Below are 18,522 nucleotides of genomic sequence, written 5' to 3'. Positions count from 1 at the left end.
TAAAAAAACAAAATAAAATGAAAAAGATTGTAACATTAGTGAGTATGGTGTTAATCGGTTTAACTGCTAAAGCTCAAGATTCGTCTCAAGGGTTAAAAGGAGCTTGGTTTGCAACTTCTCAGTTTGGTTATCAGCAAACTAAAAGTGGAGATGTAAAAGGAACTAATTTATCGGTGCTTCCAATTGTAGGAACATTTATTACGCCATCTGTGGCTGTAGGTGCAGGAATAGGCTATATTAATATTAAATCAGATGGGTATCCGCAAGGAAGTACAGATGTTAAAACACTTGCTAAAACAGATTTATTTGTTTTTCAGCCTTTAGTTAGAAAATATTGGAATGTAGCGGGTTCTTTATATTTCTTCGGACAAGCTGCGATACCTGTTATCACTGGGAAAGAAAAAGAAAGCAACTTAAAAGTAAATCAAGTTGGGGTTTCTGTATCAGGAGGTTTGGATTATTTTGTAACTAAGAATTTCTCAGTTGAGTTCTCTTATGATTTGGCAAACTTTACTTCTACAACTCTAAAGCCAGAGAATGGAGAGAAAACCACTGTTACAAATTTTGGATTAGCTCATGTTGCCAATGTTGATTCTTATTATAATACAGCTTTAGGTGGAAGTGCTTCAAATTTAACAACTCCAATTTCTGTAGGTTTTAAATTTATATTCTAATTTATTCTTTATTTGATTAACGTAAAATTCTTTTAGTAATTTTGCAAAAAAAGAAGACCGTACTTTTTTGAAGTACGGTCTTTTGATATTATTTAAAAAGTATAAAATGCAAAATCAATCTAAAGATCCTTTACACGGAATTACACTTCAAAAAGTTGTCGAAACCTTAGTCAATTATTATGGGTTTGATACTTTAGGCGAACTAATTCCGATAAAATGCTTTATTTCAAATCCAAGTGTAAAATCAAGTCTTACTTTTTTAAGAAAAACAGATTGGGCTCGTAAGAAAGTAGAGGAGCTTTACATCAAAACACTTCTTAAGTTAAGCTGATTTATAATTTGTATGAAATCATAACTCCGCCACGATACGGTAGCCACTCACCACTTTTGTTCCAGTGTACTGCTTTTTCATATCTTCCTGGAGTTCCGTCATTATAGTATCCGTGATAAAATCCTTGGTGCCATCCACCACCTACAAAAAAGTCAAGTAAAAATTTATCGCTTAGTTTTAGATTGTAACCTACTGTAGCGCCAAGTCTGTAGCCAAAACCATCTTCGTAATGGTTGCTACCCCAATAGTTCCACTTTTGTATTTCGTACTTGTCAAAACCTATATGCGCACCTGCATAAAAACCATTGTACTTTTCTTTAAAATGATAACGAATTTCGGGAGTAACAGTAACAAACTTCATAGGGCTATGGCCATTAAAAGACTCCCAAAATGAAGCCATTACATCGGTGCTAAAAGTTGTTTTTTCTCCTATACTGGTTTCAATGCCAATGTTAGGGATAGCCAACAAAGCTGTAGCTCCATTAAATTTCACAAAAGTCTGACTTTGCATTTGCACACAAAATAAAAGAACAAGTAGGGCGAATAATTTTTTCATAAGATATTTTTGGAATTTAAAAGCAGCTCTTTTTTTGCTGATTTTGAGCGCAAATATAACGTATAATGGTAGATAACTATTGTCTATAAGATTTTTTTAACAAGTATAAAACTCTACTTTTCTAATAATGAGTAAATTACCTTATCTATAAATTTTCCGTCCCAAAATTCTACTTCTTTTAGATGAGCTTCTTTTATAAAGCCACATTTTTGCAATACCTTTTCAGAGGCATAATTTTCTGGATCAATTACAGCTTCAATTGAATGTAGTTTTAAATCTTCGAAACCATATTTAATCAGTTGGTTTACTGCTTCTGTTACAATTCCTTTTCCATGATGATCGGGTGAAAGAATGTAGCCAATTTCAGCGCGGTAATTTTCTGGTTGCATTCTGTAATATCCAATAATTCCAATTAATTTAGAATCATTTTTAAATCGGACACTCCAGTTTATTCCTTCATTAGTATCAATTTTTTCATCAATCATTCTAATGAGCTCCAAAGCATCCTCATGATCTTTTGCCAGAGGTCTAGGAATATATTTCATGTTTTCAGGATTAGAGCGTAATTCAAAGACTTCCTGTACATCTTTATCTGTTAGTCTGTCTAAAATTAAACGTTCTGTTTCTATTATTGGAAATGGAGTAAAGTTAAAATCTAACATTTTGTTTTGTTATAATATAGTAATACTAAATTTTGCACTGAAATTTTTGTTTCCATCCAAAATCAAAATTCCTTCTTTTTTGTATAAATCGCCAGTGTTTTCATCAGTATCTGAATAGCCAAGCCAAGGCTCAATGCAGATAAATGGCGCATTTTCTTTTGTCCAGATTCCTAAACTTGGAAAATCATTATAGCTAACTTTTACATACGGTTTTGAGTTGTTGAGAATAGTCAATGATTTGGATTCTAATGTTTTGAAAATTAAAGCGTCATTCTTAAAAAGCTCATAATTTAAAGGAACTAAATTGTCTTTTGTTTCTAAAACTTTGGTCTTAGAAGAAATCAAATCGTTTTCAAGAAGGTAATACTTTAAATTTTCTTCTTTTTCGAATTGGAAGGCATAATCTTCAAAATTGTCAGGAAGTGCGATTGCTGGATGCGCTCCAAGTGAAAAAGGCATTTTTTCTTTTCCGTTATTTATTACTTTGTATTCAAGTTCTAATGCATTTTCATTAAGTGTATATATAAGCTGTAATTCAAACTCAAAAGGATATTTCTGTAATGTTTCTGCAGAGGATTTAAGAGAGAAAACAGCTTTATTCTCTGTTTGTTCAATCAATTCAAAATCCATGTCACGCGCGAATCCATGTCGTGACAGATGATATTCTTTTTCATTGATTGTATAGGTGTTATTTTTTAAAGTTCCTACAATTGGAAAAAGGACTGGTGAATGCTTACCCCAAAAATCTGGATTGCCTTCCCAGATGTATTCGTTGTTTTGATTGTTTTTTATAGAAAATAATTCGGCTCCAGCATGTTTAATAGAAGCTTTTAATATAGAATTTGAGATAGTTGTAGTCACAATGTTGAATCTAAAATGAATGTTCTTTTAATAGATGTAAATATATTTTATAAAATTTATTTTTTTAAGAAAAAGGCTTAAATTATTTTATTGGTAAAATTTTGCTAAAATTGAATTTATGTTTTGAAATATCTCTGTAAATAGCTTTTTTTTTCATTAATTTGCTACATAAACAGCTAAAAAATATGAAAAAGCAATCTGCAAAAGCCATTTTAACCGCGGCTTTATTTTTTGGGATTTCTTCAGTATGGGCGCAGCAAACTCCGTCAGCACCAGCAGCAAATCCAGTAAACAATTACAATTATCATGATGCCTTTGGACCTCATTTCTACACCAAAAATGCTACATCAACCCGTACTGCGAGCGGTGAGCCAGGAGTAGAATATTGGCAGAATAGAGCCGATTACCAGATTACGGCAAAATTAAATGGAACTACAAATGAGATTGTAGGGACAGATGAAATTACTTATACTAATAATAGTCCAAATAAATTATCTTTTCTTTGGTTGAATTTAGATCAGAACTTATTTAAAGAAGACTCTAGAGGGAACGCTGTTGTACCTTTAACAGGAAGCCGTAACGGTGCTCAAGGACAAGTTTTTGATGGTGGAAATAAAATTAAATCTGTAAAGGTAATTTCTGGAGGAAAAAACAAAACAGAAGTTGATGCTAAATATATAGTTACAGATACTAGAATGCAGATTTTCCTTCCTCAGGAATTGGCTGCAAAAGGAGCTTCTGTAAAAATTAAAATTGAGTTCTCTTTCATTGCACCTTTTGAAGGATCGGATAGAATGGGGGTTTTAGAAACTAAAAACGGAAAAATCTTTACAATTGCACAATGGTATCCACGTATGTGCGTGTACGATGATGTGAGAGGATGGAATACAGCGCCTTATTTAGGTGCATCTGAGTTTTATCTAGAATATGGCGATTTCGATGTAAAATTAACCGTTCCTGGGAATCACTTTGTAGTTGCTTCTGGTGAATTATTAAATGGTCAGGAAGTGCTTTCTGCAGATCATTTCAAAAAATATAAAGATGCAGCAAACAATGATAAAACGGTAACAATTCGTTCTGAGCAAGAAGTAAATTCAGCCTCAAATGCAAATGGTGGAACAGATAAAACATGGCATTATAAAATTAAAAATGCACGTGATTTCTCTTGGGCATCATCTCCAGCTTTTATATTAGATGGAGCAAAAATTAATCTTCCTAGCGGTAAAAAAGCATTAGCATTATCTGCTTATCCTGTTGAAAGTGCCGGGCAAGGTGCTTACGGGCGTTCTACAGAATATGTAAAAGCATCAATCGAGCATTATTCAAAACAATGGTTCGAATATCCTTATCCAGTAGCGACAAACGTTGCGGGGAATGAAGGAGGAATGGAATATCCTGGAATTGTTTTCTGTGGATGGAAATCTAAAGGACAAGATCTTTGGGGAGTTACAGATCACGAATTTGGTCATATCTGGTTCCCAATGATCGTAGGGTCAAACGAAAGATTATTTGCTTGGATGGATGAAGGATTTAATACTTTCATTAACTCATTAAGTACTGCTGCATTTAACAATGGTGAATATAAAGAAGGGCCAACAAATTTACATGATATGGCAGAACCTTTTACTAGACCTGACTTAGAAACGATTATGAGTTCTCCTGACAACATGAAGGAAGCTAATATTGGTATGTTATGCTACTTTAAACCAAGTGCAGGTTTAGTTATTTTAAGAGAGCAAATTTTAGGGAAAGAACGTTTTGATACTGCTTTTAGAACTTATATTCAACGTTGGGCATACAAACATCCGCAACCAGACGATTTCTTTAGATCTATGGAAAATGTAGCAGGAGAAGATTTAAGCTGGTTCTGGAGAAGCTGGTATGTAAACAATTGGCGTTTCGACCAAGGTGTCAATTCTGTGAAATATGTAAAAAATGATCCGTCTAAAGGTGCTGTAATCACAGTTGAAAACTTTGATAAAATGCCTATGCCAATTGTTTTAGATGTAAAAACAAAAAGCGGAAAAGTGACAAGAGTTAATTTGCCGGTAGAAATTTGGCAGAGAAATAATTCTTGGTCTTTCAAACATAATTCGACTGAAGAGATCGAAAGCATCACTTTAGATCCAGATAATGCTTTTCCAGACAACAATACGTCTAATAATGTTTGGACGGCGGGAAAAGGTAAGGTAGAAAAAGATATTATTTTAGATCCGTATATAGGAAACTACATTACTGCAAAATCTCCTTTAACAATTGAATTGACAGAGAAAAATAGTGTTTTAAATGCAGAACTTCCAAACTATCCTAAGTTTGCATTAGAGCCTGTTGCAAACGAAAAAGATACTTTCGAATCTGCTAGAGCTGGTTTAAAAATCAAGTTTAATGAAGCAAAAACTGGTTTCGATTTGATACTTATAGGAAATGGGCAAGTTATTCCGTTTACAAAAAAGTAATATTTTAAAAGTTTAAAGTCTTGAAAACCCGACAATTAGAAATAATTATCGGGTTTTGTTTTTTAGTATATTCACAAAACGTAAAAAAAATGTTAGAATTTTTATTTTTTGTTTTGAAAATAAAAAAATAATGTACTTTTGCACCGATGAATAAAATAAGTTTACATATAACTTCTTTGTCACGGACAAACTCACCGATTACTTCTCCCGAAGTACGGACACTATCTCTATAGTGTTCACTGAGTTTTATAGCCGTATATTTATTCATATCCATTTTTCATTTTGAAATCACATAATTTGTCCATTGGACAAACATATCCTAAAAGTATTTATTATTTTGTAAATTTTCTTAATCAAGTTTTTGATTTTGAGAATGTTACTTCTATTTTGCTTAATTTTATTGGATTCAATTCTGGATTTCAAACGAATCAATATGCTTTAATTTTTAACTCTAACTTCAATAATTGAAATGAAGATCTCTATTGTTGTTACCCAGGAAGAACACTTCAAATACGCACAAGAAATCTGCGATACGATAGAATCATCTGCCTTGTTAAGAGGCACGGGGATTGCTAAAAGAACTCCTGAGTACATTCAGAAAAAAATGGCAAACGGTGATGCAATGATTGCTTTGGCTGATGGAAAGTTTGCAGGTTTTTGCTATATAGAAAGCTGGCAGCACGGAAAATTTGTTGCACATTCTGGATTAATTGTACATCCAGATTATAGAAGTCATGGTTTAGCTAAAAAGATAAAATCAAAAGTTTTTGAATATTCTTTGAAAAGATTTCCAGACGCTAAAATATTTGGAATTACAACTGGTTTGGCTGTAATGAAAATTAACTCTGAATTAGGTTATAAGCCAGTTCCGTTTTCAGAACTTACAACCGATCCGAGTTTTTGGGCAGGATGTAAAACATGTACAAACTATCATATTCTGCAAAGCAAAGAAAACAAAATGTGTCTTTGTACAGGAATGTTATACGACCCAAAAGAAAAACAAAAAACACCGCCAAGACATCCTTTTAATGAGGCTGTCTTAAACAGACTTAGAAAAATAAAGCAAGCTTTATTTTTAAATAAAATATTGTCATTGTTTGTTTAAGTCAAATTAATTAGAAAAAATCTCAAACTGCTAAATACGAAAGTATTAGCCAAAATTATAAAAAATGAAAAAAGTAGTATTAGCTTATAGCGGAGGATTAGATACCTCGTATTGTTTGAAATATTTAAAAAATGAAAAAGGATACGAAGTTCACACTGTTCTTGTTGACACAGGAGGATTTTCTGCTGAAGAATTAACAGCTATTGAAAAAAGAGCTTACGAGTTAGGAAGTGCACAACACGCCAACTTAACAATTTTAGATAAATATTACGATAAAGCTATCAAATACTTGATTTTCGGAAACGTATTAAAAAATAACACATATCCATTATCAGTAAGTGCGGAACGTGTTTTTCAAGCAATTGAAGCTATAAAATATGCGAAAAAAGTAGGAGCTACTGCAATCGCTCACGGAAGTACTGGTGCAGGAAATGATCAAATTCGTTTCGATTTGATTTTCCAAACTATTGCTCCAGAAATCGAAATTATTACTCCAATCAGAGATTTAAAATTATCAAGACAAGAAGAAGTTGATTATTTAGCTCAAAACGGAGTTCACTATTCTTGGGAAAAAGCACAATATTCTATCAATAAAGGACTTTGGGGAACAAGCGTTGGAGGAAAAGAAACTTTAACTTCAAGTCAGCCATTGCCAAGTGAAGCATATCCATCACAATTACAAAAAGATGGTGAAGAAAAAGTAACGCTTCATTTTGAGCAAGGAGAATTAGTTGGTTTAAACGGAAAAACAGATAAACCATCAAACAATATTGTAGCTCTAGAAAAACTAGCAAGTGCTTACGCGATTGGTAGAGATATTCACGTTGGAGATACTATTATTGGAATTAAAGGAAGAGTTGGTTTTGAAGCTGCTGCTCCGTTAATTATTATCAAAGCGCACCATTTATTAGAGAAACACACTCTTGGAAAATGGCAACAATATTGGAAAGAACAATTAGGGAACTGGTACGGAATGTTGTTCCACGAAGGTCAATTCTTAGACCCAGTAATGAGAAACATCGAAACTTTCTTGCAAGACACACAAAAAACAGTAAATGGAACCGTAACAGTTTCATTAAAACCATACCATTTTTCACTTGACGGAATTGAATCTGAAAATGATTTAATGAACACAGGTTTCGGTCAATACGGAGAAATGAACAATGCTTGGACATCTGACGATGCAAAAGGATTTATTAAGATTTTAGGAAATGCACAAAACATATTCTCATCTGTAAACAAATTAGATCATGATTAATGTCGGAATTATTGGTGGTTCGGGCTACACGGCTGGAGAACTCATCAGAATTTTAATGTATCATCCCAAAGTAAACATCGATTTTGTTTACAGTACAACAAACGCTGGGAAACCGCTTTCTGTAGCGCACCACGATTTGATGGGCGATATTGAAATGAATTTCACAGCTGAAATCAATCCAAATGTGAATGTTGTTTTCTTGTGTTTAGGTCACGGAAAATCGATTTCATTTTTGAAAGAAAATCAGTTTGCAAGCCATACCAAAATCATCGATTTAGGAAATGATTTCAGATTGAATAAAGACGCTCATTTTGAAGGAAAAGATTTTGTTTACGGATTGCCTGAAATTAATAAAGCCGAGATCAAAAAGACAAATTATATTGCAAATCCAGGCTGTTTTGCAACTGCTATTCAATTGGCATTATTGCCTTTAGCAAAACATAATTTGCTGAATAATGATGTTCATATTAATGCAACAACTGGAAGCACAGGAGCAGGAGTAAGTCTTTCAGAAACTTCTCATTTCAGCTGGAGAAACAATAATATGTCGCATTACAAAGCTTTTGAACACCAGCATTTAGGAGAGATTTCAGAAAGCTTAGTTCAGTTGCAAGACGATTTTGACAGCGAATTGCTTTTCATTCCGAATAGAGGAGATTTTCCAAGAGGAATTTTTGCAACGCTTTATACATTATGCGATGATAGTTTGGAGCAATTGGTTGCTAAATACGAGGATTTCTATAAAAACGAGCCTTTCGTAACCGTTACCACAACAAACATCAACATGAAACAGGTGGTGCAAACGAATAAATGTATTATTAGTTTATTGAAAAAAGGAAACCGGGTTCTCATAACATCAATTATCGATAACTTAACCAAAGGTGCTTCAGGACAAGCGATTCAAAACATGAATTTAATGTTCGGTTTAGAAGAAACCACAGGTTTACATTTGAAACCAAGCGGATTTTAATTTTTTAGTTTCAAGTTTCAAGTTTCAGGTTTCACGTTCTGTACGTTACTTGAAATAGATACGAAGAAACATAACTAGTTTTAAGGTTTGAAGTTTTAGTTTTCACGTTCAGTGAGTAACTTGAAACATGAAACCTGAAACAAAATAAACAAAACACAAATGAACTTATTCAACGTTTACCCATTATATGATATTACTCCAGTAAAAGCAGTAGATTGTACAATTATTGACGACAAAGGAGTAGAATATTTAGATTTATACAGCGGACATGGTGTGATTTCTATTGGACACACACAACCGGATTATGTAGCAAAATTAAAGAATCAGATAGATAACTTAGGTTTTTATTCAAATGCCATTCAGAATCCTTTGCAGGTAGAATTGGCTCAGAAATTAGGAAAGCTTTCTGGTCTTGAAGATTACGAATTGTTTTTATGCAGTTCTGGTGCTGAAGCCAATGAAAATGCTTTAAAACTAGCTTCTTTCCATAATGGAAAATCAAGAGTTGTAGCTTTTGATAATTCTTTTCACGGAAGAACTTCTGCAGCGGTTGCGGTTACTGATAACAAAAAAATAGTTGCACCAATAAATGCACAGCAAGTAGTTACTTTTTTACCATTAAACCAAATCGAATTAGTTGAAGCTGAGTTAGCAAAAGGAGATGTTACTGCTGTAATTATTGAAGGAATTCAAGGAGTTGGAGGTTTAGATCAGGGAACAACTGAGTTTTTCCAGGCTTTAGAAAAAGCTTGTAAAAAATATGATGTTGTTTTAATTTTAGACGAAGTACAATCGGGATACGGAAGAAGCGGGAAATTCTTCGCTTTCCAACATCACGGAATCAACGCTGATATTATTTCAGTTGCTAAAGGAATGGGGAACGGTTTTCCTGTTGGAGCGATCTTAATTTCTCCAAAATTCGAAGCAAGTTTCGGATTATTAGGAACTACTTTCGGCGGAAGTCATTTATCTTGTGCTGCAGGAATTGCAGTTTTGGATGTAATTGAAAAACTGGATTTACAAAAAAATGTAAACGAAGTTTATGAATATTTCTTAGAAAAAATCAAAGAAGTTGACGGAATCAAACAAGTAAAAGGAAAAGGCTTAATGCTTGGAGTAGAGTTTGATTTTGATGTTGCAGCTTTAAGAAAGAAATTAATCATCGAAAAACACATTTTTACAGGAAGCGCAAACAATAAAAATCTATTAAGAATTTTACCGCCTTTAACTGTCAAAAAAGCAGATATCGATACGTTTGTAAAAGCTTTAAAAGAAAGTTTAGAAGAATTAAAAAACTAAACACGCAATTATCCTAACAGGTTTCTAAAACCTGTTAGGTATCAATAAGTTTCTATATAAAGAAACAACCAAAAAACAACCAACCCACTTGAAATTATGAAACCATTATCAATTGAAACACGCAATGCGGTTTTGCGGACTATGGCAAAGCTGGTTGAGCAGGAGCGGAATGAGATAATCTTGACTAATCAGGAAGATCTTGCCGATTACGACGGCTCAGATTTAGCAATGGAAGAACGCTTAAAAGTAGATGATAAAAAAGTAGATGAGATGATTTTATCATTAAACCAACTAGCTTCTCAGGAAGATCCCGTTGGCGTTGAGCGTTTTCATTTTACTCATGATAATGGAATAAAAGTGGTCAATAAAACCGCTGCTTTCGGAACGATTTTAATTATTTATGAATCCCGTCCAGATGTTACCATTGAAGCGGGCGGAATTGCTTTTAAATCCGGAAATAAAATTTTATTAAAGGGAGGAAAAGAATCTTTAAAATCAAATTTGAAAATCGTAAGTCTTTGGCATAAAGCTCTAGAAGAAAACGGAGTTTCAAAAGACTGGGTGGAATATCTGAATTACAACAGAACAGAGACTCAGACATTCTTAGAAAAACCAACTCAAAAAGTTGATTTAATAGTTCCTAGAGGCGGAGAAAAACTAATTGAGTTTGTAAAAGCGCATGCAACTTGTCCGGTAATCGTTAGTGGACGTGGAAACAATTTTGTCTATGTTCATAAAGATGCTGATACAGATTTGGCTTTAAAGGTAATTTTAAATGCTAAAACATCTAAAATTTCGGCTTGTAATGCTTTAGATAAAGTTTTAATAGACACTAAACTACCCAATTTTGAAGGCTTCACAGCGATGTTGATTGAAGAGTTAATAGAATCAAAAGTTGAAGTGATTGTAGATAAATCGTTAGAATATTTCGAAAATACCAAAACGATTCAAAACGAAGATATTTGGTACGAAGAATTTCTGGATTATAAAATCGTAATAGGAACTATAGATTCTCAGGAACATGCTATTGATATGATCAATAAATACTGTGGAGGGCACTCAGCAGCAATTATTACAAGAAATGATGAAGTTGCGCAGCAGTTTATGGAATCGATAGATGCGGCAGCAGTTTACCAAAATGCATCAACCAGATTCACAGATGGCGGACAATTCGGACTTGGTGGTGAATTAGCAATAAGTACCGATAAACTGCACCAAAGAGGTCCAATCGGTCTTCAACATCTCGTAACCAATAAATGGTACGTGTATGGAGAAGGGCAAATTAGGTAATTGAGATAACATGAAAATTGAGGCAATTAGATAATTAGAAAATTCTAAAAAAAAACTTAGAATCTCAGCATCTTAGAACCTCAGTATCTTTAAATAAAATGACAAAAAAACGGATTTTATTAAAAATAGGAAGTAATACTTTAACCAAAGAAACCAATCATATTTCGAGGGGAAAGATTGAAGACCTAGGAATACAGATTGCGGCTTTAAATGATGAGTATGAATTTATAATAGTGAGTTCAGGAGCAATTGCAGCAGCGAAACAGTTTGTAAAGCTGGATAATCAGGATAAAGATGTTTTTGTAAAGCAAGCTTTAGCTTCAATCGGGCAGCCTCATTTAATGCGGATTTACAATGAAAATTTTAAGGATTTAGGCTTAAACACTTCGCAGTGTTTGCTTTCTTATTCTGATTTTGAAAAAGAACAAACCAAAAAGAACATTGTAAATACCATTAATGTATTAGTTAAGAATAATTACATTCCGATTATTAATGAAAATGATACCGTTGCAACAGATGAGATTCGGTTTGGAGATAATGATAAGTTAGCAGCTTTAACAGCGGTTCTTTTAAATGTCGATATTCTAATTATTGCGACCAATACAAACGGAATTTACACTAAAGATTCTATTCATAATGAAGTTCCTCAAACAATTAAATTGGTAAATGATTTGAAGTCGCTTGAAAAGGAAATCGGTGAATCGAAATCATCGCACGGAACAGGAGGAATGCAGTCTAAAATAGAAGCAGCCGCAATTTCAAAAGCAGCAAATATCGAAACCTGGATTGTAAATGGACTGAATGATAATTTTATTTTGAAGGCACTAAAGGATGAAATTGAATTTACTAAAATAATCTAATGAGTCAATTAGAAAATTAGTTAATTAGATAATGCACAATTATCAAATTTTCTAATTATCACATTATCTAAATTAATAAAGAAAACAAATGAACTATATCTCAATAAAAGACATCAACTCATTATCAAAATGGGTAAAACAAGCGATTAAAATCAAAAAGAATCCGCTTAAAAATCAGAGTTTAGGAAAGAATAAAACTCTGGGAATGTTATTTTTCAATCCGAGTTTAAGAACGCGTTTGAGTACTCAAAAAGCGGCAATGAATTTAGGAATGAACGTTATGGTAATGAATTTTACCAATGAAGGATGGACATTAGAATTTGAAGATGGAGCGGTTATGAATTCTGGGGCTTCAGAACACATAAAAGAAGCCGCAGAAGTAGTTTCTCAATACTGTGATATTATCGCGATTCGTGCTTTTGCAGGTTTGGTAGACAAAGAAAAAGATTATCAGGAAACTGTAATTTCAGGATTTTTGAAATACGCTACAGTACCAATCGTAAACATGGAAAGCGCTGTACGTCATCCATTGCAGTCTTTAGCAGATGCCATTACAATGGAAGAATTCAAAACGAAACACAAACCAAAAGTGGTTCTTTCTTGGGCGCCGCACCCAAAAGCTTTGCCTCAGGCAGTTGCGAATTCATTTGTAGAAATGATGCAGATGCAAAAAGATATGGATTTTGTAATCACACATCCAGAAGGTTATGAACTAAGTCCAGAAATTACAAAAGACTGCACAATTGAATACGATCAAAACAAGGCTTTTGAAAATGCCGATTTTGTTTACGTAAAAAACTGGAGCAACTTCAACGATTACGGAAAAGTAACCAACAGCGATCCAAATTGGACCGTTACGGCAGAAAAAATGGCTTTAACCAATAACGGAAAATTCATGCACTGTCTTCCGGTTCGTCGTAACGTAATTGTAAGTGACGAAGTTTTAGACGGAGAAAATTCAATCGTAATCGAACAAGCGAACAATAGAACGTATTCAGCACAATTAGTTTTACAAAAGATTCTTAAGAAGATATAAATTTAAGGTTCAAAGTTACAAAGTTACAAAGGTGCAGAGGTTTAAAAACTTTGCGAAAAACCTTTGCACCTTTGTAACTCTGAGCCTCTGAACCTTAAAGATAATGAACGTATCAGTAATAAAAATAGGTGGAAACATCATCGACAATCCAGTAGAATTAGAACAATTTTTAACCGATTTTTCTAAAATCGAAGGCCATAAAGTTTTAGTTCACGGTGGCGGAAAGTCGGCTACAAAAATGGCGCAGAGTATTGGTTTGGTTCCGCAGATGATTGACGGACGCCGAATTACAGATGCTCCAATGTTAGATGTTGTGGTCATGATTTACGCCGGACAAATCAACAAACATATTGTTGCTCAATTGCAGTCAAAAGACAATAACGCAATTGGTTTTTCTGGAGCTGATGGGAATTTAATTCAGTCAACAAAAAGAAATCACCCAACAATAGATTACGGATTTGTAGGCGACGTAAAACAAGTCAACACCAAATTACTGGCAACTTTATTAGAAGCTGGAGTTGTTCCCGTTTTCTGTGCGATTACACACGACAAAAATGGACAATTACTAAATACCAATGCTGATACGATTGCGAGCGAATTATCAATTGCATTATCTGAAGTTTTTGATGTTACGCTAACCTATTGTTTTGAAAAACAAGGTGTTTTAATGGATTCAGAAGACGATTCATCTGTAATTGCTGAAATCAACGAAACATTATATAATAAACTAAAAGAAGAAAAAGTAATCCATTCTGGAATGATTCCAAAACTGGATAACTGTTTCAATAGTCTATCAAGAGGCGTACAGAAAATCAAAATTGGACATCACAGAATGCTCCAGAATTCAGATATTCCGCATACAACGATTACATTATAAAAAATGTTGCCACGAATTGACATTAATTTTTGCTGTTAAAAGAGAAAATAATTTTAGATATACATCAAAAAGTTTATTTTGATTTTAAATCTGTGATAAAAAAATAATGTTTGAAAATCCGTGTAATTAGTGGCAAAAAAATAGAGCGCACGAGGTATTTTAAATAAATTTGCGCAAGTAAAAATGGTCAAAGGAAAGCTCAAAAACTTTGTTGCTTTGCCCCTTTGAGCCTTTGAACCTTATTAAAATGAAAAATATAGATACGCTTACCCAGGAAGCAATTAGTTTATTAAAAAGCTTAATCGAAACTCCTTCATTTTCAAGTGAAGAAGACCAAACAGCTCTTTTAATCGAAAATTGGTTCAATCAGAATGAAATTCCTTTCAAGAGAGAAAACAACAATGTGTGGGCTTTCAACAAATATTTCGACGAGAATAAACCAACACTTTTACTAAATTCACATCACGATACCGTTCGTCCAAATCAGGCGTACACAAACGATCCCTTCAAAGCAATTGAAAAAGACGGAAAATTATATGGTTTAGGAAGTAACGACGCAGGAGGATGCTTAGTTTCGTTATTAGCAACTTTTGTACATTTTTACGAAAATCAAAACCTTTCTCATAATATTGTAATTGTAGCTTCAGCAGAAGAAGAAAGCAGTGGGAAAAATGGTTTAAATAGCGTTTTAAAAAGCTTACCAGAATTAGATTGTGCTATTGTAGGTGAACCAACTTTAATGCAGTTAGCAGTTGCGGAAAAAGGATTGCTAGTTTTAGACGTAAAAGTAAAAGGAACTGCAAGTCATGCCGCACATCAAAATGACGACAACGCTTTATACAAATCAATTCCAGTAATGGAATGGTTTAAAAACTATAAATTCGACAAAATCTCTGATGTTTTAGGTCCTGTAAAAATGACTGTAACGCAGATTAATGCAGGAAAACAGCACAATGTCGTTCCGTCAGAATGTGATTTGGTTGTAGATATCCGAGTAACAGATCGTTATACAAATGCTGAAATTTTAGAAGTGGTGAAAGCAAACGTAAATGCTGAAGTAACTCCTAGATCCATGCATTTAAACGCATCGTCTATTCCAGTTTCGCACGGTTTGGTTCAGGCTGGAATCGCATTAGGAAGAACAACGTATGGTTCGCCAACACTTTCAGATCAATCCGTTTTGAGCTGTCAGTCTTTAAAATTAGGACCAGGAGAAACATTGCGTTCGCATTCAGCAGACGAATTTATTTTTGTAAATGAAATTGTAGAAGGAGTCGACCTGTATATCAAAATACTAACTGATTTCTTTAAATTATAAGAAAAGAAAAAACCGCCACGAATTCACGAATTAATTTTTTACTATCTAAATGAGATATTAATTCGAATTAATTCGAAAAAAATAATCGCAAAGATTATCAAAAATAATTCGTGAATTCGTGGCGAAAAAAAATAGTACCTATGAAACTTTGGGAAAAAGGAATACCAACAGATAAACAAATCGAACAATTCACAGTTGGAAATGATCGTGAACTGGATTTAGTTTTAGCAAAATACGACGCTTTAGGTTCAATTGCACACGCTAAAATGTTGGGACAGATCGGTTTATTAACTCAAGAAGAAACAACATCTTTAGTTGATGCTTTAAACGAAATTATCGCAGATATTGTAGTTGGAAATTTCGAAATCGAAGACAGTTTTGAAGATGTACATTCTAAAATCGAATATCTTCTAACCGTAAAACTTGGCGATGCAGGAAAGAAAATCCATACGGCGCGTTCTCGTAATGATCAGGTTTTAGTAGACGTTCATTTGTATTTGAAAGATGAGTTAAAAGCAATAAAAGAACAAGTAAAAACTTTGTTTGACTTGTTGATGGAATCGGCAGAAAAACATCAAAATGTATTATTGCCAGGTTATACACATTTACAAATTGCAATGCCATCATCTTTCGGAATGTGGTTTTCTGCTTATGCAGAAAGCTTAATTGATGATATTACAATGTTAAACGCAGCTTCAAAAATTGTAGATCAGAATCCGTTAGGTTCTGCTGCGGGTTATGGAAGTTCATTTCCAATCAATAGAAGCTTTACAACGAAAGAATTAGGTTTTGAGACTTTAAAATATAATGCCGTTGCCGCACAAATGAGTCGTGGAAAAGCAGAGAAAACCGTTGCTTTTGCTATGACAAGTGTAGCAGGAACATTGTCAAAGTTTGCAATGGACGTTTGTTTGTATATGAGTCAGAACTTTGATTTTATTGGTCTTCCGGCACACCTTACAACAGGTTCGAGCATTATGCCTCATAAGAAAAACCCGGATGTTTTCGAATTAATCAGAGGAAAATGTAACAAGATTCAAGCGCTTCCTTACGAAATCACTTTAATTACCAATAATCTTCCAAGCGGTTATCACAGGGATTTACAGCTTTTAAAAGAAGGTTTATTTCCAGCGATTCAGAACCTAAAAGCTTGTTTGGATATTGCTATATTTTCAATAAAAGATATTACGGTTAAAGATCATATTTTAGAAGATAAAAAATACGATTATTTGTTTACGGTAGATACTTTAAACGAAATGGTTGTAGCTGGAATGCCGTTTAGAGATGCTTATAAAGCGGTTGCAGAACAATTGGAAGCGGGAACGTACCAATCTCCAAAACAAACCAAACATACGCATGAAGGAAGCATCAATAATTTATGCTTGGATGCGATTAAAGATAAAATGAAAGCTACTTTTTAATGTTTTAGTGAAATGTAAAAAGTAAGCAGTAAAATGTAAAAGGTCATTGATTATTTCAATGACCTTTTTTATAAAGTAAATTTAGTTTTTTACGAGTTTAAAAGTTTTGCTTCTGTTGTCTATTTGAACTTTGCATACATAAATGCCTTTTGCAAGATTTCCGACGTTTAATTCTAATTTTTCATCTGAAGAAACATTTTGGGAATGTGAATATATTTTTGATCCATTAGAAGAGAACAAATTCACTTCAGCTAAACCATTATCAGAGCTTGAAAAATCAATATTTAACAAACGATTTATAATTGAAGGATAATACTTTAAATCCAGATTATTTGCATTGTTGTTTAGTCCTAAATTATTGCAGCTTGTAGATACGGCACCTTGAGCGGTAACCTGAAGCGTTGCACCAGCACCGCATGAAGCGTTCGAAATATATCCCGCAACATTAGCGATAGGCAAAACGCTATACGTGTATGAAGGTTTTGTTACAGTTGTTCCTGAATTGGTTGGAGCATTCAAACAATCTGTAAAAGCAATTCCGATTGTACCACCGTCAGTACTCACGTAATTTTTAAAGGTAGTTCCGATTTTAGCAAAATCAGTCCCTTCTACGTAACAAGTTGTATTATTGCTTCCGCCGCCTAAACCAATTGCTAGTGAACCAGATACAGAAGTGTTATAATAGCAATTCAAAATATGAAGTTCAGCATTTCTGGCTCTTGGCATTCTTTCTTTACAGCCTTCTGCCCAATAACAGTTTTTAAAAGTAATGCTATAATGTCCGTCAGAAGGAGCATCGGTTTTAGAAGAACCTACTAAGTCAGAAAAACGGTGGTCATCGGCTCCACCAGATCCTCCTGCTTTTGGCGATTTCAAATAAATAAATTTACACCAAGAAACCGTTACGTTATCAGCAGCACCCTTGTTGTCAAAATTTCCGTCCATTCCGTCCTGAAATTCACAATGGTCGACCCAAATATTAGTCGCTTCTGAAGTAAGATTATCGCGTCCGTCAACATCGTAAGCACCTGGGCCTTCAAAAAATAAATTTCTGATGATAATATTATTTGAACCAGGTTTAAGATTTAAAATTCCTGAACCAGCTGCAGTTTGATCCAGATTGACCAAACGAGCACCAGGAAGTCCGATAATAGTTTTGTCATTTACTTGAAGACTGGTGTACGTGCAATTTATGGTTCCCGAGACCAATATTACTTGTGGAGTGGTTAATTTTAATTTTGCTGTTAAATCAGTCAAATTTGTTACAGTAACAGGAGTTGCGGCTCCTCCGCCAGTTGCAGATGCACCAAATCCTTCCGGAGCGCTCATATAATAATTTTGAGCAAACAAAAAGGAGTAAGGCAGAAGCAATGCTAATAAAATAAGTTTTGTTTTCATTTTAAGCGTGGTTTTTGTGGTTTCAATAGTTAATGTAATCGATTGCACAAATGTAAAAGAATTAAAATAATTTCAAATTAATTTATTAAATATTTATGTTTTAAACTTTTGATTTTTAGAATTGTAAATGTTGTTTTTACATTATTAATT

18 protein-coding genes are annotated in these 18,522 nt (G+C 33.7%); 13 read left to right on the top strand and 5 right to left on the bottom strand.

Annotation, left to right across the window (positions count from 1 at the left end; genetic code table 11):
- Positions 1 to 17: 17 nt before the first annotated feature.
- Positions 18 to 674, top strand: a complete 657-nt coding sequence (locus LPB248_RS02250; RefSeq protein WP_177209985.1) for an outer membrane beta-barrel protein — start codon at positions 18 to 20, stop codon at positions 672 to 674.
- A gap of 106 nt (positions 675 to 780) precedes the next feature.
- Complete coding sequence (locus LPB248_RS02245; protein ID WP_177209984.1) at positions 781 to 1,005, top strand: VF530 family DNA-binding protein; 225 nt, start codon at positions 781 to 783, stop codon at positions 1,003 to 1,005.
- A gap of 1 nt (position 1,006) precedes the next feature.
- On the opposite strand, the gene LPB248_RS02240 is transcribed toward LPB248_RS02245, so the two are convergent.
- The 3 genes from LPB248_RS02240 to LPB248_RS02230 all read right to left on the bottom strand — a co-directional run bounded on the left by LPB248_RS02240 (position 1,007) and on the right by LPB248_RS02230 (position 3,084).
- Positions 1,007 to 1,561, bottom strand: a complete 555-nt coding sequence (locus tag LPB248_RS02240; RefSeq protein ID WP_177209983.1) for a DUF3575 domain-containing protein — start codon at positions 1,559 to 1,561, stop codon at positions 1,007 to 1,009.
- A gap of 113 nt (positions 1,562 to 1,674) precedes the next feature.
- The gene (locus LPB248_RS02235; RefSeq protein WP_177209982.1) at positions 1,675 to 2,223 is read right to left on the bottom strand and encodes a GNAT family N-acetyltransferase; all 549 of its coding nucleotides are present in this window, start codon (positions 2,221 to 2,223) and stop codon (positions 1,675 to 1,677) included.
- A gap of 9 nt (positions 2,224 to 2,232) precedes the next feature.
- Complete coding sequence (locus LPB248_RS02230) at positions 2,233 to 3,084, bottom strand: aldose 1-epimerase family protein (protein ID WP_177209981.1); 852 nt, start codon at positions 3,082 to 3,084, stop codon at positions 2,233 to 2,235.
- A gap of 185 nt (positions 3,085 to 3,269) precedes the next feature.
- Here LPB248_RS02230 and LPB248_RS02225 point away from each other — a divergent pair, with 185 nt between their 5' ends.
- Positions 3,270 to 5,540, top strand: coding sequence for a M1 family metallopeptidase (locus tag LPB248_RS02225; RefSeq protein ID WP_177209980.1), 2,271 nt, complete (start codon positions 3,270 to 3,272; stop codon positions 5,538 to 5,540).
- A 4-nt stretch (positions 5,541 to 5,544) separates the two neighbouring features.
- Here LPB248_RS02225 and LPB248_RS02220 read toward each other — a convergent pair whose 3' ends face one another.
- Positions 5,545 to 5,808 carry a hypothetical protein gene (locus LPB248_RS02220; protein ID WP_177209979.1) on the bottom strand — a complete coding sequence of 88 codons (264 nt, stop codon included), beginning with the start codon at positions 5,806 to 5,808 and terminating at the stop codon, positions 5,545 to 5,547.
- 201 nt (positions 5,809 to 6,009) lie between these two features.
- Between LPB248_RS02220 and LPB248_RS02215 the strand changes: the two genes are divergently transcribed.
- From LPB248_RS02215 to argH, 10 genes are all read left to right on the top strand, one after another.
- Entirely contained in the window at positions 6,010 to 6,645 is a 636-nt protein-coding gene (locus tag LPB248_RS02215; RefSeq protein ID WP_111423417.1) for a GNAT family N-acetyltransferase, read from the top strand.
- Between the two features lie 64 nt (positions 6,646 to 6,709).
- Positions 6,710 to 7,903 carry an argininosuccinate synthase gene (locus LPB248_RS02210; protein ID WP_091496939.1) on the top strand — a complete coding sequence of 398 codons (1,194 nt, stop codon included), beginning with the start codon at positions 6,710 to 6,712 and terminating at the stop codon, positions 7,901 to 7,903.
- On the top strand, positions 7,896 to 8,873 hold the full coding sequence (gene argC, locus LPB248_RS02205; RefSeq protein ID WP_177209978.1) for an N-acetyl-gamma-glutamyl-phosphate reductase: 978 nt from the start codon (positions 7,896 to 7,898) through the stop codon (positions 8,871 to 8,873). The genes LPB248_RS02210 and argC overlap by 8 nt, the downstream gene beginning before the upstream one ends.
- 159 nt (positions 8,874 to 9,032) lie before the next feature.
- Entirely contained in the window at positions 9,033 to 10,172 is a 1,140-nt protein-coding gene (locus LPB248_RS02200; RefSeq protein WP_177209977.1) for an aspartate aminotransferase family protein, read from the top strand.
- Between the two features lie 96 nt (positions 10,173 to 10,268).
- Positions 10,269 to 11,462 carry a glutamate-5-semialdehyde dehydrogenase gene (locus LPB248_RS02195; RefSeq protein WP_177209976.1) on the top strand — a complete coding sequence of 398 codons (1,194 nt, stop codon included), beginning with the start codon at positions 10,269 to 10,271 and terminating at the stop codon, positions 11,460 to 11,462.
- A 98-nt stretch (positions 11,463 to 11,560) separates the two neighbouring features.
- The gene (proB, locus tag LPB248_RS02190; protein WP_177209975.1) at positions 11,561 to 12,322 is read left to right on the top strand and encodes a glutamate 5-kinase; all 762 of its coding nucleotides are present in this window, start codon (positions 11,561 to 11,563) and stop codon (positions 12,320 to 12,322) included.
- Between the two features lie 88 nt (positions 12,323 to 12,410).
- Positions 12,411 to 13,358: an N-acetylornithine carbamoyltransferase gene (locus LPB248_RS02185; protein WP_177209974.1), complete on the top strand. Its 948-nt coding sequence runs from the start codon at positions 12,411 to 12,413 to the stop codon at positions 13,356 to 13,358.
- 103 nt (positions 13,359 to 13,461) lie between these two features.
- Positions 13,462 to 14,235: an acetylglutamate kinase gene (gene argB / locus LPB248_RS02180; RefSeq protein WP_177209973.1), complete on the top strand. Its 774-nt coding sequence runs from the start codon at positions 13,462 to 13,464 to the stop codon at positions 14,233 to 14,235.
- Positions 14,236 to 14,482: 247 nt separating this feature from the next.
- The gene (locus LPB248_RS02175) at positions 14,483 to 15,553 is read left to right on the top strand and encodes a M20 family metallo-hydrolase (protein WP_177209972.1); all 1,071 of its coding nucleotides are present in this window, start codon (positions 14,483 to 14,485) and stop codon (positions 15,551 to 15,553) included.
- A 140-nt stretch (positions 15,554 to 15,693) separates the two neighbouring features.
- Positions 15,694 to 16,974 carry an argininosuccinate lyase gene (gene argH / locus LPB248_RS02170; protein WP_177209971.1) on the top strand — a complete coding sequence of 427 codons (1,281 nt, stop codon included), beginning with the start codon at positions 15,694 to 15,696 and terminating at the stop codon, positions 16,972 to 16,974.
- A gap of 81 nt (positions 16,975 to 17,055) precedes the next feature.
- Here argH and LPB248_RS02165 read toward each other — a convergent pair whose 3' ends face one another.
- Positions 17,056 to 18,372: a T9SS type A sorting domain-containing protein gene (locus tag LPB248_RS02165; RefSeq protein WP_177209970.1), complete on the bottom strand. Its 1,317-nt coding sequence runs from the start codon at positions 18,370 to 18,372 to the stop codon at positions 17,056 to 17,058.
- Positions 18,373 to 18,522: the final 150 nt, after the last annotated feature.

Source organism: Flavobacterium sp. LPB0248, assembly GCF_013388355.1.
Lineage (GTDB): Bacteria > Bacteroidota > Bacteroidia > Flavobacteriales > Flavobacteriaceae > Flavobacterium.
The sequence above is the reverse complement of the archived record's forward strand: the minus strand, read 5'-3'. Positions and strand labels throughout refer to the sequence as shown.